Source organism: Bordetella genomosp. 13, from assembly GCF_002119665.1.
Classification (GTDB): Bacteria; Pseudomonadota; Gammaproteobacteria; order Burkholderiales; family Burkholderiaceae_B; genus Bordetella.
Genome location: NZ_CP021111.1, coordinates 2,890,638 through 2,906,622, shown reverse-complemented (window position 1 = coordinate 2,906,622; position 15,985 = coordinate 2,890,638). Strand labels below are relative to the sequence as shown.

Here is a 15,985-nt window from a genome sequence, read left to right as displayed (position 1 = left end):
CGCACCCTCGACCAAATACCCACTGCGAGATTACGTTTTCGTCAGCATTTTGATATCGCCGCTCCCGGGGCGGGATAGGACTGAAAACACATGTCAGATGTGGTGATATTGCGACAGGGAAGTGCCTCATCGCTCGTCTCAAGATTCTTTTCGAGCAAGGACAGGCACGGTGCTCAGGTCCGATCATTCGATTGAAAAACATAGGCTTGGCGCGTTGCCTCCGCCCGCAAAAAAACCATTGATGACAGCGGACGAACATATTTGTAATTCCCACGTTCGATTCCTGTCGATTGCCCCTGCACACACTTGCCTTGGCTCATGCCGATGGACGTACGGGCTGTCATTTTTCTTGGCTACGCAGCGACCCCCTACGCCCGCTTCGACTATCGGCCTGGCACTCCAGTCTGACTTTGTGCAAAGGAGCACATCTTGAAAAAAGCGATCCTGCTGGCCGCATCCGTGGCCGCCTTTTCCACCGCCGCACAAGCGGAGACTTCGGTCACTCTGTATGGCCTGATCGACACCGGCATCGGCTACGCCAACGTCGACGGTTCGGTAACGAACCCTGCCACGGGCGCGCGCTCGTCGTTCGACGCTAGCCGCATTGGCAGCACCACCGGCAACACAGCGGGCTCGCGATGGGGCCTGCGCGGCAAAGAGGATCTTGGCGATGGTCTGTACGCCAGCTTCCGCATGGAATCGGGCTTCGACAGCAACAACGGCAATTCGCTGCAGAACGGGCGTCTGTTCGGTCGGGAAGCAACCGTCGGACTGGGCAGCAAGGCCTGGGGTGACTTCACCATCGGTCGTCAGTACAACGTGGCCAGCCGTCTGTATGTTTCAATGTTCGGTCCGCAGTTTGGCGGCTTCACTCAACTGAACACCGGCGCCGGCCTGGGCTTCAGCGCCGCCAACTTCGTGCGTTATGACAACCTAGCCTTGTTTGAAAGCGCGCGCTTCGCGGGCTTCCAAGTCTCGGCGGGCTATTCCTTTAACGCCGACGACCGCAACACTGCGCAGACCGGCTTCGCCACGGCAGAAAACACCCGTGCCATCACTGCGGGCGTGAACTACGCCAACGGCCCGCTGGTGGCTTTCTTCGCCTACGACCAACTTAATCCCTCGGGCAAGCTCTCAAGCGCACAAAAGGCGACCACGCCTCGTTCGTTTACGGTCGGCGGTTCGTACGATTTCGAAGTGGTGAAGCTGGCGCTGGCCTACGAGCGCATCAACGATGGCTGGTTTGCCGGCAAGAGCCTGCCGAATGGTGCGGCGATCGGCTCGTTCCGGGGTGTGCCGTCGACGTCGTTCGTCGATGGCTTTAGCGCCAATTCGTACTTGTTGGGCCTGTCCGCGCCGCTAGGCAAGGCGGGCACGATATTCGGCTCGTGGCAACGTGTCGACCCCAACAACAATTCGCTGACGGGTGGAGACTCGACCACGAATACGTTCTCGCTTGGCTACAGCTACGCCATGTCCAAGCGCACGAGCCTTTATGCGTTGGGCCAGTATTCCAAGAACTACGCGTTCATGGATGACGTGAAGGCGACGGAAGCCACCGTGGGCATCCGACACGCGTTCTAATGCGCCAATGACTGCGTGATACCCGAAAGCCGGAAGGCGCATGAGATGTACATTCCGGCTTTCGCATCAAAAAAATCTCCTCGCATTCAGTCTGGTTGATGCTCGAGCATATAGCCCATGCCGCGCACGGTATGCAACAGCTTAATGTCAAAAGGATCGTCCATCTTGGCGCGTAGGCGCCGGATCGCGACCTCGACAACATTCGTGTTGCTGTTGAAGTTCATGTCCCACACTTGCTCCGCCAATACCAAGCGGGACAACACCTCGCCTTGGCGACGCATCAGAAAGGTGAGCAAGCCGAACTCTTTGGCGGTCAGGTCGATGCGTGCACGGCCACGCATGACGCGCCGACGCAGCAAATCGAGTTCCAGGTCTGCCACGCGCAAGACGTTTTGACCCTGCACTGTTTCCGCGCCCGTGCCCCGACGTTTAAGTGCTAGCACGCGTGCGTTCAGTTCGGACAGCGCGAAGGGCTTGATGAGGTAGTCGTCCGCGCCTTGTTCCAATCCCCGGACGCGGTCCTCCAGACTGGTCCTAGCGGTCAGCATCATTACCGGGACGGCATCGTTCTGGCGGATGCGGTGCAGCACCTCGAACCCGTCCATGTCCGGTAGATTGACGTCGAGGATGATTAGGTCGTACTGAGCTTCATAGGCCAAGTGCAGGCCGCTAGTGCCATCCATGGCGATATCGACGAAGTATCCGTTCTCCGTCAAGCTGCGACGGAGCGTCTCTGCTAGTTTCTTCTCGTCATCGATAACAAGTATTTTCATCTGATCGTCGGAGCTGCCTGCCACGTCTGCGGCATAAGAGTCATGTCGCGTGTGCTGACCTGTAGCGGCGCTGGACGGCGTAGCATCATATGGGAGCGGACGCCGTCGCAGCGTGATGCGCTGCACGCCAGCGCCTGCGATCGTAGACGTCCACTGTAGCGGCGTGGCCGCGTCAGAATGCGAACGCTTGAATTACGAATATGCAATCACCGCAAAGGCCGTTTGTAATCCTGTTGACGGAAAGCCCAGGCGTTTGATCAGGCCATTTTGACAGACATGCAAAAGCCGATCCGGGTGATGCCGCCCTCCGAAGTCGCATGCGGCCGTCCACCGTGCATGCGGGCGATGGCGGCGACGATCGCCAAGCCCAGGCCATGATGGTTGCCATCGTTGGCACGCGAGGCATCCTGCCTGTAGAACCGGTGGAACAGGCGAGGCAGATGTTCGGCGGCGATAGGATCGCCTTCGTTCTGTACGCTTATTAATACCTGGTCCGGTTCCTGGCTGTCGATGAGGACCAGGACTTCCGATTCCGGACGTGCATACCGCACGGCGTTGCTCAGCAGGTTCGAGATGGCTCGCTTGAACAGCGATGCATCCACCTGCGCCAGATGATCTCCCGTGACGGAAAGCCGAAGCCCCGCGTCCAGGGACTCGGCCTCGTGGTATTCCATTACCTCTTCGACTAGTGCGCGTAGCGGAACAGCCTGGCTGACCCGGGCCTGTGCGCCGCGGTCAGCTTGCGACAGGAACAGCATGTCGTTGATGATGGCCGACATGCGCTGCAGCTCTTCCAGATTCGAACCCAGCACTTCGAGCATATCCACGCGTTGCCGGCGTGACGACAACGCCAGTTCTGTTTCTCCGATGAGTGTGGCCAGGGGGGTACGCAGTTCGTGCGCGACGTCTGCGTTGAAACCCTCCATCTGCACGTAGGCGCGTTCGAGGCGTTGCAGGACAGCGTTGAACTGACGAACCATGGGCTTCAGTTCCTCGGACAGGCCGCTTTCGTCCAGGCGTTCCCCAATGCGATCAGGCGAGAGCATTTCGGCCTGCTTGCCGACGTCATGCAACGGCCACAATGCACGCCGCACCATGACGTCGCCGATCAGACTGACCACCAGTGCGCCGACTACCGTACATGCAAACAGTGTCCAGGCGAGTACTGCGCGCAGGTGCTGATCCGATGAGGTGTCCAGCAACAGCTCCGCATGCATGCTGAGGGCAGGTTGCTCCGGGATCGACATGTTGAAGATTACCTGCCTGAAACGTCCTTCATTCCCGGTCAGGTCATTCTCGCCGTAGATAGCGGTGTCGTCGCCGATCATCAGATGCAGGCTGAATTCCGAGCGCCCATAGAAGAAGTCCCGCAGCTTGTGGTCCAGCTGCGAGAGATCTCCCTGCCGTGCAAACTCCTCGACCAGGTGCTCGATGACCTCCTTCTTCTGCTCCAGCAGCGCCCGCTGGCGGGACTGCAGGTTCAGGTTGACCGATGTGTACACCACCAGGCAGATCAGTCCCAGGGCGGCGAACGTCACCAGGGCCAGCCAACGCGACAGCCAGCGGCGCAGGGATCGGGGCGCGCGCAGCATCATGCGGTATCCCGCAATTCCAGCACGTAGCCCATACCTCGCACCGTGTGCAGCAGCTTGCTGGGGAATGGGTCGTCGACCTTGCCGCGCAGCCGGCGCACGGCGACTTCCACCACGTTGGTGTTGCTGTTGAAGTTGATGTCCCACACCTGCTCGGCCAGGTCCAGCCGCGACAGGACCTCGCCCTGGCGGCGCATCAGCAGCGCCAACAGAGTGAATTCCTTGGCCGTCAGGTCCAGGCGCGTGCCTGCCCGAGTGGCGCGGCGGCGCAGCAGGTCCAGCTCCAGGTCGCCGACCTTGAGCACATTCTGGCGGCTGGGTTCGATGATGGCGTTGCCCCGGCGGCGTCCCAGCGCCAATACGCGCGCTAGCAGTTCAGACAGCGCAAACGGCTTGACCAGGTAATCGTCGGCACCGTCATGCAGCCCGCGAACACGGTCCTCCAGCTTGTCGCGGGCAGTCAGCATCAGCACCGGTACGCGATCGCTCTTGCGCAGCTCTGCCAGGACGGAAAAGCCATCCATGCCCGGCAGCATGACGTCAAGCAGGATCAGGTCATAGGGCGTCTCACGGGCCAAGTGGAGCCCGCTGACGCCGTCGTGGGCGACATCCACGACGTAATTGTGTTCGGACAGCGCCCGCTTGAGATATTCCGCGAGCTTTCGCTCGTCTTCGATGATGAGGACTTTCATGGATTGCCACTCGGAAGGTGGTCTGGGAGGCGAGCATTTTTCAGGGCCTGGCTGATGGGGCAGGGCAGGCCAATTACGGTCATTCTACGAACGCGGCCACGCCAATTCGCGTACCGCCAGATTACGAACCCGTAATGCGCGCGCTGGGTACTGGAAGATTACAAAATTGTCATTTTTCTGTCGAAGTTCTGACTGTCGCCTTTCGCTAGAGTACCAGCCGTCACGCCGTCTCCCTCCCGGCTTCCCTCCCTCCAAGCGCTCCGCGCGTCGTGTGCCGCTTCCCCAGTCAGGTCGAATCATGCGTTTCAAGCCTATGCCGCTTCTGGTGGCGGTCTTTTTTTCTTTTGCTTCACCGGTGTGGGCTCAGCAGCCGGCGTTGGTGCCCCTACAGCCCGCTACCGTCGGCACGCTGGCGATGCCGGGGCCCGGCGGGGTTCTGACTCTGCAACAGGCAATCGATCGTGCATTGTTGGACAGTCCAGCGTTGTCCGCCGCGCGCAATGAAGCCAAGGCCTCGGACGGGCTGCTGCAACAGGCGGGGATTATTCCGAATCCCAGCCTGGACGTTAGCGTCGAGGATCAACAGAAGGCAACGCGCACTACCACCGCCATGCTAAGCGTGCCGATCGAATTGGGAGGCAAGCGCGGCGCACGAACGGAAGCGGCGCGCCTGGCTCGCGACGTGGCGCGGCTCGACGCCGATGCCACACTGGCGGACGTGCGGGCCTCGGTGATGGCGGCATTCTTCGACGTGGCAATCGCGCAGGAACACGTACGGGTGGCGCGGTCCGCCCGAGACATCGCCCGCGAGGCTTTGCGGATCGCATCGCAACGGGTCGAATCGGGCAAGGCGGCACCGATCGAGCGCACACGCGCCGAAGTCGAAGTGAGCAATGCCCGGCTGGCAGAAAGCACCGCTCAAATGGGTCTGGACAACGCACGCCGCGCGCTGGCCTTGTCCTGGGGCGAAAGCGCACCGGATTTCGAGCGGGTCGAAGTGTCGATGGAAAGCCTCCCCCCTAGACCAGCGCTGGACGAATTGCGTAACAGCCTGCTGTCGTCGCCACGTATGGCCTCGGGCCGAACCACGGTGGATTTAAGCCAGGCCGAACTGGAGGTTGAGCGGACCAAGCGGATTCCCGACATCACGGTCAGCGCGGGCGTGGCACGCGACAACGAGATGGGGCGCAACCGGGCACAGCTGGGCATCTCGGTTCCGTTGCCGCTGTTCGACCGCAATCAGGGCAATGTCTACGCGGCCTCGATGCGCGCCTACAAGGCGCAGGACGTCTATCGCGACATGGCGGCGCGCAGCACATCCGAATTGCTGCAGGCTGCCTCGCGCTATGACCTCGCCGCCGCTTCTGCGCAAGAGTATCGCCAAGCAGTGCTGCCGGGCGCGACCAAGGCGTTCGATGCCGCCCGAAAGGGCTTCGAGGCCGGAAAGATGGGCTATCTGGAAGTCCTGGACGCGCAACGCGCATTGTCGCAGGGAAATGTCTCCTACCTGAATGTACTGGCCGAGGCCTATCAGGCCCGCGCGCAGATCGATCGCATCATTGGCCGCTAAATGAAAGAGCATCTCATGAAACGTCGTCCTTACTTCCTGTTTTCTTTGCGCACCCTAGTGCTGGCCGCGGCCCTGCTCGGGCCGTCTGCGGCCTGGGCGGATGAAGGCGACCATGGCGCCGAAGGGCACGAGGAGCAAGCCTCCGGCCCTAATGGTGGCGTAGTCACGCAGGACGGCGCCGACGCCGTCGAACTCAATGTGATCGAGGCGGGCGGTCAGAGTCGGCTCCAAGTCTGGGCGACGGCGGGCGGTAAGCCTGTCAAGCCCGCCGATCTGACGGTCAGTGCGACGCTGAACCGCCCGGGAGCGAAGCCCGAGCCGCTGGCCATGACGGTCGAAGCCGGCAAGGTCGCAAGCAAGGGCAGCATCGACGAGCCTCATTTCTTCGACATCGACGTCGAAGTGAAATGGCCGGGCCGCGCTACGCCATTGCGCGCCGAGTTGCACAAGGACGAAGGCCTGATCGCCCTGACTGGCGAGCAGATCGCCAATGCCGGCATCAAGACGGCGGTGGCGGGCGCAGGCAAGGTCGCGACCCGAGCGCGCTTTCCAGGCGAAGTGAAGTTCAACGCCGACCGCACGGCGCACGTGGTGCCGCGCGTGGCGGGTGTCGTTCAGCAGGTGTCGGCCGAGCTGGGCCAGGCAGTCAAGAAAGGCGACTTATTGGCGACGATCTCCAGCCCGACCCTGTCCGAGATGCGCAGCGAGCTGGAGGCCGCCACCCGCCGGCGCGAACTGGCGCGTTCGACCTATGACCGCGAGCAGCGGCTGTGGAAAGAGCAGGTGTCCGCCGAGCAGGATTTTCAACAGGCGCGCACCGCCCTGCAAGAAGCGCAGATCGCCGTACAGAACGCCGAACAGAAGCTGCGCGCGATCGGAGGCGCGTCGCGCGCCAAGGATCTTAGCCTGCTAGAGGTGCGCGCGCCGTTCGACGGCATGGTTGTCGAGAAGCACATTGCCCTGGGCGAGGCCCTGGCCGATACAGCCAACATCTTCACCATTTCCGACCTGAGCACTGTGTGGGCCGAGTTTCTGATCGCGCCCAAGGACCTGCAGCAGGTCCGCGTGGGCGAGGCGGCCGAAGTCAGCGCGTCGGCGTTCGACCAGACCGCGCAGGGCAAGGTGTCGTACATCGGCTCGCTGCTGGGCCAGCAGACCCGCACGGCCACCGCGCGCGTCACGCTGGAGAATCCTTCGTCGGGTTGGCGTCCTGGCCTGTTCGTGTCGGTCAGCGTGGTGGTCGATGACGCTGGTGTCGCGGTAGCCGTTCCGGCCGGCGCGGTGCAGACGGTGGAGGACAAGCCCACGGTGTTCATCGAAGTGCCGGGCGGTTTCCTTCCGCAGCCCGTCGTCCTGGGCAAGTCGTCGGGGCAGGAGGTCGAGGTCGTGTCCGGATTGGCGCCGGGCGCGACGTACGCATCCGAGAATTCGTTCGTGCTGAAGTCGGAACTCGGCAAAGCCAGCGCCGAGCACAGCCATTGAGCGGAGCGACGCGACATGTTTGAACGTCTCATCCGCTTCGCCATCGAGCAACGATGGCTCGTGCTGTTCGTGAGCCTGGGCATGGCCGCGATCGGCATGTTCAACTACAACCGCCTGGCCATCGATGCAGTGCCTGACATCACCAACGTACAGGTGCAGATCAACGCCAGCGCGCCGGGGTACTCGCCGCTGGAAACCGAGCAGCGCGTCACCTATCCCATCGAGATCGTCATGGCCGGCCTGCCCGGCCTGCAGCAGACCCGGTCCCTGTCGCGTTACGGCTTGTCCCAGACGACGGTGATCTTCGAGGACGGCACCGACATCTATTTCGCGCGGCAGCTCGTCAGCCAGCGCCTGCAAGAGGCCAAGGAGAACCTGCCGGAGGGCATCACGCCGGTGATGGGGCCCATTTCGACCGGGCTGGGAGAGATCTTCCTGTGGACGGTCGAGGCCGAGCCCGCCGCGCGCAAGCCGGATGGCACGGCCTATACGCCCACGGACCTGCGCGAGATCCAGGATTGGGTCATCAAGCCGCAGATGCGCAACGTGCCAGGCGTGACCGAAGTGAACACCATCGGCGGCTACGCCAAGGAGTACCAGGTCGCGCCCGACACCGAGAAACTGGCTTCCTATGGCCTGTCCCTGTCAGACATCATGACTGCGTTGGACAGGAACAACGCCAATGTCGGCGCGGGCTACATCGAACGCAAGGGCGAGCAATATCTCATCCGCGCGCCGGGCCAGGTGAAATCCATCGACGACATACGGAACGTGGTGCTGACCGCGTTCCAGGGGCAGCCCATCCGCATCCGCGACGTGGCTGAGGTGGAGATCGGCCGTGAGCTGCGCAGTGGCGCGGCCACGGACAATGGCAAGGAGGTCGTGCTGGGCACGGTCTTCATGCTGATCGGCGAGAACAGCCGGGCGGTGTCGCAGGCGGTATCGGAGCGGCTGGAGGCCATCAACAAGACCCTGCCGGATGGGGTGAAGGCCATCACGGTCTACGACCGCTCGACGCTGGTAGATAAGGCCATCGCGACGGTGAAGAAGAACCTGCTCGAGGGCGCCACGCTGGTCATCGTCATCCTCTTCCTGTTCCTGGGCAACATCCGCGCCGCGTTGATCACCGCGATGGTGATCCCGCTGTCCATGCTGTTCACGTTTACGGGGATGGTCACCTATAAGGTGAGCGCTAATCTGATGAGCCTGGGTGCATTGGACTTCGGCATCATCGTCGATGGCGCGGTCGTGATCGTCGAGAACTGCGTCCGGCGCCTGAGCCACGCGCAGGAGCACCATCGCCGCCCGCTGACCCGCAGCGAGCGCTTCCATGAGGTGTTCGCCGCGGCGCGCGAGGCACGGCGGCCGCTGCTGTTCGGCCAGCTCATCATCATAGTTGTCTATCTGCCGATCTTCGCCCTGAGCGGCGTGGAGGGTCGCATGTTCCACCCAATGGCTTTGACAGTAGTGATGGCTTTGCTGGGAGCGATGATTTTGTCGGTGACCTTCGTACCCGCTGCGGTCGCGTTGTTCATCGGCAAGCGTGTCAACGAGAAAGAAATTCGTCTGATGTCCTGGGCGCGCCGCCGTTACGAGCCTCTGTTGGATCTGGCGCTGCGCCGCACGCCGGTCATGCTGGGCGGCGCGCTGGCGCTGCTGGTGGTGTGCGGTGTGATCGCCACGCGCCTGGGCAGTGAGTTCATTCCCAATCTGAACGAGGGCGACATCGCCATCCAGGCTTTGCGCATCCCCGGAACCAGCCTCACGCAGTCACTGGAGATGCAGAGCCGGCTCGAAGTGCGGTTGAAGGAGAAATTCCCCGAGATCGAGCGTGCCTTCGCGCGTACCGGTACTGCGGAGATTGCCTCCGACGCCATGCCGCCCAATATCTCCGACGGCTACATCATGCTCAAGCCCGAGGACCAATGGCCGGAGCCTCGCAGGACGCATGCCGAACTGCTTGCCGCGATCCAGGAGGAAGCCGCGAAGCTGCCTGGCAACGTCTACGAGTTCTCCCAACCCATCCAGCTGCGGTTCAATGAGCTGATCTCGGGCGTGCGCAGCGATGTCGCGGTCAAGATCTTCGGTGACGACAACGATGTGCTGAACAAGACGGCCGCAGAGATAGCCGAGGCGCTGCAGGAAGTGTCCGGCGCGTCCGAGGTCAAGGTCGAACAGACCACCGGATTGCCGATGCTGACCATCGACATCGACCGGGCCAAGGCGGCGCGCTACGGATTGAGCATGTCCGACGTGCAGGACACCATCGCGATTGCCGTGGGCGGCATGGAAGCGGGTACGTTCTTCCAGGGAGACCGGCGCTTCAAGGTCGTCGTGCGCCTGCCAGAAAAGGTGCGCGAGGACGTGGACGCGTTGCGGCGCCTGCCGATCGCGCTGCCGAGCTCGGACGGACAGGCGACGACGGCCTATATTCCGCTGTCGGAGCTGGCCACGCTGACCGTCTCGCCGGGGCCCAATCAAGTGTCCCGCGAGGATGGCAAGCGACGCATCGTCGTCAGCGCCAACGTGCGTGGCCGGGACCTGGGCTCGTTCGTGCAGGAGGCGGAACAGGCCATCGCGCAGGTCAGCATCCCGGCGGGGTACTGGACGGCGTGGGGCGGCACGTTCGAGCAGCTGGAATCGGCCACCAAGCGCCTGCAGGTCGTGGTGCCGGCTGCCCTGGTGCTGGTGTTCGGCCTGCTGTTCGCCATGTTCGGCAACGTCAAGGATGGCCTGATCGTGTTCACCGGCATTCCCTTCGCGCTGACGGGCGGCATCCTGTCGTTGTGGATGCGAGGCTTGCCGCTGTCCATCACCGCCGCCGTGGGCTTTATCGCACTGTGCGGGGTGGCGGTACTCAATGGCCTGGTGCTGCTGTCGTTCATCCGCACGCTGCGGGAGGAGGGGCGGCCGTTGGACGTGGCCGTGCGCGAAGGCTCGCTGACGCGGTTGCGGCCCGTGCTGATGACCGCCCTGGTCGCGTCGCTGGGTTTCGTGCCCATGGCGCTGGCCACGGGCACGGGCGCCGAGGTGCAGCGGCCATTGGCGACGGTGGTGATCGGCGGAATCATTTCTTCCACGATCCTGACGTTGCTGGTCCTGCCAGCGCTCTACAGGCTGGTGCACCGGAAGGATCCCGAGGAACTAGAACTGGCGCGGGTGAAGGCCTGATCCGGAGGGTCTTAAGAGCTTGAGGGGCCACCGTTCCTCAAGCTTACGAATTTGTAATGTACGAGTCGATGGATTGTCGCAGCGCCACTTATAGAGTGGCGCTTCGTCTTTTCCCTATATGGCTTTTCATGCAAGACCGCACACGTCTCCGGCAACCGGAGTCAGATTCCTCTATAGGCCTGTCCATAGTCATTCCTTTCCTGAACGAGTTAGAGGTGCTGCCTCTGTGTCTGCACCGTTTGGTGCCGCTGTTAGAGCAGGAGGAGGGGATATACGAGATCGTCTTCGTCGATGATGGAAGCACTGACGGTAGCGTGGCATGGTTGCGCGAGGCAATGCGCATCAATCCTGCAATTCGCATCGTGCGCTTGAGCCGAAACTTCGGCAAGGAAGCCGCGATGACGGCGGGTTTGGCGCATGCACGGGGCGCCGCTGTCATCGTGTTGGACGCGGACCTCCAGGACCCGCCGGAATTGATTCCAAAGATGGTGCAGGCATGGCGAGATGGTGCGGACGTAGTGAGCATGCGGCGCCGCTCGCGCGATGGCGAAGGATGGGCCAAGCGGCTTTCCGCCCACTTGTTCTACCGCGTGCTGCGGAGGTTGAGCCGCTCCGACATTCCCGCCGACACCGGCGATTTTCGCCTGATGAGCCGCACGGCCGTGGATGCGCTACTCAGCCTGCCAGAGCGCAGCCGCTACATGAAGGGGCTGTATGCCTGGATTGGCATGCCCACGCGTGTCATCGAGTACGACCGTGCGCCGCGCGCCGCGGGCAAGACGAAATGGAGCTACTTCGCGCTGTTCGGGCTGGCGATGGAGGGCATCACTTCGTTCTCGATCCGGCCGCTGCGCTGGGCTACTGGCATCGGCGCCGTGGTGGCGTTGGCGGGAGGAATCTTTGGCGTGGTGATCGTGCTGAAGACGCTGATCCTTGGCCACCAAGCGCCGGGTTATCCCTCTCTGATGGCGGTAATCACGTTGTTCAGCGGCCTGCAACTTCTAACGATCGGCCTGCTCGGCGAGTACTTGGGCAAGGTGTACATGGAAACTAAGCAGCGGCCCATCTTTCTCGTCAGGGATGTTATCGAAGTGCAAGGATGGGCCGATACGCGCGGAGCGCACCTGGAGTTGGTCGATGCGCATCAGCGGTAAAACATTCTGGTTGCTCTTAGGCGCGGCTGCTGCGGCTCGACTCTTTGCTATGGCGGTTATGCCGCTGGCCGATACGTCCGAGCCGCGCTATGCCGAAGTGGCGCGGCTGATGGAGCAGACCAACGACTGGATCACACCCTGGTTCGAACCCGGTGTGCCGTTCTGGGGCAAACCGCCATTGGCCTTCTGGTTGCAGGCTTTGAGCATGCGAATATTCGGCATCGGCGAATTCGCCGTGCGTTTGCCTGGTTTCATCGCCATGGCTGGCCTGTTGAGCATGCTCTACGTCCGCGCGCGTCACATGTATGGGGTGCCTGCCGCTCGATGGTCTTGCCTGATTCTCGCCACCATGCTTCTGCCCTTGGTAAATGCAGGGGCGGTGCTGACGGATCCGTTCCTGGCGTTCGCGGTCACCTTGTCCATGCTCTCCTTCGTTGCGGCTCAACAGGGTGGCCCGTGGTATCGCGGCTTGGGGTTCTTCGTCGGTTTGGCGCTCGGGATGCTGGCAAAGGGACCGCTGGCAGTCGTGCTGATTCTTGGCGTCTGCATGGGTTGGATGCTATGGCAGCGCAGTTGGCGCGCGCCAATGCGTTCCTTGCCTTGGGCGCGTGGAATGACCCTGGCATTGGTGCTTACCGTACCCTGGTATGTGGCTGCAGAGATCAAGACCCCGGGTTTCCTGCATTACTTCATCATCGGCGAACATGTTCTGCGATTCATCGACTCAGGTTGGGAGGGCGATCGCTATGGCACGGCGCACGCGCGGCCGTTGGGTGCGATCTGGATAGACTGGATAGGCGCCGCCGCGCCCTGGAGTCTGGTCATACTGGTCGGGGGTGTGGCGGCGGCGGTCAAGCCGGCGTCCATGCGCGCCATTCGTACGCGTCTGAGCGACGCCAGATTACGTCTTCTGCTGCTTTGGGCGCTCGCACCTCAAGTCCTGTTCACGCTGTCAGGCAACATTTTGTGGACCTACGTGCTGCCTGGGCTGCCTGCGGTCGCGCTCTTGCTGGGCATCTGGCTGGCCGGTTGGCAACCGTCGCGTTGGTATTACGGTACCGCTTGGCTGCTGCGGGCGGCTGCGATGCTGGTCCCCGCAGCGGCATTGGCGCTTGGCGTCCGTGCATGGGGCGATCCTCAGCATCTGAAGACAGAGAAAGGACTGGTGGATGCGGCACAAGCCGTCATGCGTTCCGGCGACGTTCTGTATTACGTCGAAACCAGGCCATTCTCGGCACGCTTCTACTCATCAGGGCAGGCGCAGTGGCTACCTTGGGACACCAATGATTTGCGCCAGCAGTGCCAAAGCGGGAGGGTGTTGGCCGCAGTCCCGCGCGATCGCTCGTGGCCCGCGCTCGATGGGCAAGGTACCAGCAAACGCGTGCTGTACTTGAGTCGTCGCTTCGCCTTATATGAAATTTCGGGGTGCGGCCCTGCTCGCTAACGCGGCGCATTCCTCGCCATTATCGCCTGTTCATGAAACACACCGATATGACTGAAATGCTCCGCTTGGAACTGCCCATCATTCTGCCGGGTTTTGCGGATGCAGCAGATAAATGCGTCGATCGGTTGGTCAATGCATTGCAGTATCGACCCGCTGTGGAAAAGGTTCATATAAAGCGTGCTCACACAGGTCCGGCACAACTGTGCATCCAATTCGATCCGCGGCAATTGCCGCTGGCACGTATCCGTGCGATCGTAGATGCCGCGGGAGCGGAGATGTCCGAGCGAATCGGCCATGCTGCATGGAGAGTTAAGGGCATCACGCACATGCGAAGGGCCGCTACTGTAGCCGTCCACCTGCGCGGCGTCGCCGGAGTGTTTGATGCCTCCGTGGACGCGATGGGGAATGTCCGCGCCGACTTCGACCGGCAGAAGACGGACGAGGAGGACATCCTCTACGAACTTGCGTCAATGAACGTATTCCCTATCGGTAACGTGTCCCGTGGCTCACAACGCGATGCAGCGCGCACGCATGACTGCGGCGCGCGTCGATGGTTGAGCTCCAAGAGTGAACTCGCTTTTTCGCTGGCTTGCGGTGGCTTCTTGGGCTTAGGCGTTCTGTGCGAGGAGCTCTGGCCATCTGCGGGGAACTGGGTACCGTTGATGTTCTTCCTGGCCGCGTATACCGCCGGCGGCATCTTCACGCTGCGAGAGGCGTTAGACAATCTGCGCATGCGCCGGATCGAGATTGACACATTGATGCTGGTTGCGGCAGCGGGCGCCGCAGCGATTGGAGCCTGGGACGAAGGGGCCTTACTGTTGTTCCTATTTAGCCTCGGTCATGCTTTGGAGCGCTATGCGATGGGCCGAGCGAAGCGTGCAATAGAGGCTCTGGCCATGCTAGTGCCAGACACCGCCACGGTCCGGCGAGGTGGCTTGATCCAGCAGGTACCGGTGCGGGACTTGGTCGTCGGTGACATCGTCTCGGTACGATCGCACGAGCGGCTTGCCGCAGACGGCTTTGTTCTAAAGGGCACGGCGAGTGTCGATCAGTCGGCCGTCACAGGTGAAAGCATTCCGGTGGACAAGCGCCCCGTATCGGACCCGGCCGCCGCGCGGGAGCGATTTGATCGCGTGAGCGCCGAATCGCGCGTCTTCGCTGGCACGGTCAACCGATCGGGTGTACTCGAGGTCGAGGTAATGCGACTCGCCTCCGACTCGACGCTGACGAGGGTGGTTCAGATGGTCAGCGAGGCCACGGTGAACAAGTCACCGACCCAGCGGACAACTGATCGTTTCGAGCGAATTCTCATTCCTGGGGGGTTGCTGCTCGCTGTCGTTATGCTGTTTTCATGGGTACTTTGGGATGAGCCAATTCGTGACAGCTTTTATCGGTCGATGGCGGTGTTGGTCGCCGCCAGTCCGTGCGCGCTGGCCATTGCGACGTCCAGCGCCGTGCTCTCAGGCATTGCGCGCGCTGCGCGCAGCGGTGTGCTGATAAAAGGCGGCGCGCCTTTAGAGGCATTGGGAGGCTTGGAGGCGATTGCATTCGACAAGTCGGGTACGTTGACGCAGGGTCGTCCGCGCATCACGGAAGTCGTGTCCGTCGCTGGAGTAACAAAGCAGGAACTGCTTGCCGTTGCTGTCGCTGTTGAAGAGCGAAATGACCATCCATTAGCTTCGGCCATTACCCGCGACGGTAGGGCGCTCTTGAAGAGTGTCCCAAGCATGCGCGCGGAGGACGTCCGCAGCCTACCGGGGCGTGGCCTGAGAGCACGTATCGGGCTGGACACTGTACTGATCGGCAAAGCTGAGATGTTCGGGCGGGGTAGCATCGCACCGCTGCATGAGGATGCAGAGCGAATGATTATGGAACTGCGCGGTGCGGGGCGCACCACCGTGGTCGTGCGCAGGGGCGATCAGGACCTGGGCGTAATCGGGTTATCGGATACGCTGAGAAGTGACGCTTGGGATGCGGTTCAAGCATTGAGAGGTCTTGGTATCTCACGCATAGTCACGATCTCCGGCGATCATCAGCGAGTGGTGCAGGCCGTCGCCCGAGAAGTAGGACTGGAAGAGGCATGGGGCGATTTGATGCCTCAGGATAAGGTGGACGCTATACAGAAGTTGCGGGCGAAAGCGAACGTGGCCATGGTCGGTGATGGCGTGAATGATGCTCCCGCAATGGCCAGCGCTGATGTGGCAGTTGCCATGGGGGCTGCGGGGTCCGACGTGGCGTTAGAGACCGCCGATGTCGCGCTGTTGGCCGATGACCTGCGTAATCTTCCCTTCGCGGTTGGATTGAGCCGGAGAGCGCGCGCCGTCATTCGCCAAAACGTTTACGTCAGCCTGGGAGTGGTTGCGATACTCGTGCCTGCGACGATGCTAGGAATGGGCATCGGAGCAACTGCCGCTATTCACGGAGGGTCTACGTTGTTGGTGGTGACCAATGCACTCAGATTGTTGGCCTATCGTTCGCGGGAGGCCCCCACCCAATTCCATTAAGCCCTTGCGGGCAGTGCCG

10 protein-coding genes are annotated in these 15,985 nt (G+C 62.0%); 7 read left to right on the top strand and 3 right to left on the bottom strand.

Annotation, left to right across the window (positions count from 1 at the left end):
- Window positions 1–429: 429 nt before the first annotated feature.
- Window positions 430–1,584 carry a porin gene (locus CAL15_RS13100; RefSeq protein ID WP_086078999.1) on the top strand — a complete coding sequence of 385 codons (1,155 nt, stop codon included), beginning with the start codon at window positions 430–432 and terminating at the stop codon, window positions 1,582–1,584.
- 86 nt (window positions 1,585–1,670) lie between these two features.
- On the opposite strand, the gene CAL15_RS13095 is transcribed toward CAL15_RS13100, so the two are convergent.
- From CAL15_RS13095 to CAL15_RS13085, 3 genes are all read right to left on the bottom strand, one after another.
- Window positions 1,671–2,357 (bottom strand): heavy metal response regulator transcription factor, encoded by a 687-nt coding sequence (locus tag CAL15_RS13095; protein ID WP_086078998.1) that lies wholly within the window; start codon window positions 2,355–2,357, stop codon window positions 1,671–1,673.
- A 257-nt stretch (window positions 2,358–2,614) separates the two neighbouring features.
- The gene (locus CAL15_RS13090) at window positions 2,615–3,952 is read right to left on the bottom strand and encodes a heavy metal sensor histidine kinase (protein WP_198299044.1); all 1,338 of its coding nucleotides are present in this window, start codon (window positions 3,950–3,952) and stop codon (window positions 2,615–2,617) included.
- Window positions 3,949–4,641 (bottom strand): heavy metal response regulator transcription factor, encoded by a 693-nt coding sequence (locus CAL15_RS13085; protein ID WP_086078997.1) that lies wholly within the window; start codon window positions 4,639–4,641, stop codon window positions 3,949–3,951. Before CAL15_RS13085 ends, CAL15_RS13090 begins: the two co-directional genes overlap by 4 nt.
- Before the next feature lie 298 nt (window positions 4,642–4,939).
- On the opposite strand from CAL15_RS13085, the gene CAL15_RS13080 reads away from it, so the two are divergent.
- The 6 genes from CAL15_RS13080 to CAL15_RS13055 all read left to right on the top strand — a co-directional run bounded on the left by CAL15_RS13080 (window position 4,940) and on the right by CAL15_RS13055 (window position 15,966).
- Window positions 4,940–6,211, top strand: a complete 1,272-nt coding sequence (locus CAL15_RS13080; protein WP_086078996.1) for a TolC family protein — start codon at window positions 4,940–4,942, stop codon at window positions 6,209–6,211.
- 15 nt (window positions 6,212–6,226) lie between these two features.
- On the top strand, window positions 6,227–7,693 hold the full coding sequence (locus CAL15_RS13075; RefSeq protein ID WP_086078995.1) for an efflux RND transporter periplasmic adaptor subunit: 1,467 nt from the start codon (window positions 6,227–6,229) through the stop codon (window positions 7,691–7,693).
- Window positions 7,694–7,708: 15 nt separating this feature from the next.
- Window positions 7,709–10,864 (top strand): CusA/CzcA family heavy metal efflux RND transporter, encoded by a 3,156-nt coding sequence (locus CAL15_RS13070; protein ID WP_086078994.1) that lies wholly within the window; start codon window positions 7,709–7,711, stop codon window positions 10,862–10,864.
- 128 nt (window positions 10,865–10,992) lie between these two features.
- Window positions 10,993–12,018 carry a glycosyltransferase family 2 protein gene (locus tag CAL15_RS13065; RefSeq protein WP_086081077.1) on the top strand — a complete coding sequence of 342 codons (1,026 nt, stop codon included), beginning with the start codon at window positions 10,993–10,995 and terminating at the stop codon, window positions 12,016–12,018.
- Complete coding sequence (locus CAL15_RS13060) at window positions 12,002–13,462, top strand: ArnT family glycosyltransferase (protein WP_086078993.1); 1,461 nt, start codon at window positions 12,002–12,004, stop codon at window positions 13,460–13,462. The genes CAL15_RS13065 and CAL15_RS13060 overlap by 17 nt, the downstream gene beginning before the upstream one ends.
- Window positions 13,463–13,494: 32 nt before the next feature.
- Window positions 13,495–15,966 carry a heavy metal translocating P-type ATPase gene (locus tag CAL15_RS13055; protein ID WP_420042503.1) on the top strand — a complete coding sequence of 824 codons (2,472 nt, stop codon included), beginning with the start codon at window positions 13,495–13,497 and terminating at the stop codon, window positions 15,964–15,966.
- Window positions 15,967–15,985: the final 19 nt, after the last annotated feature.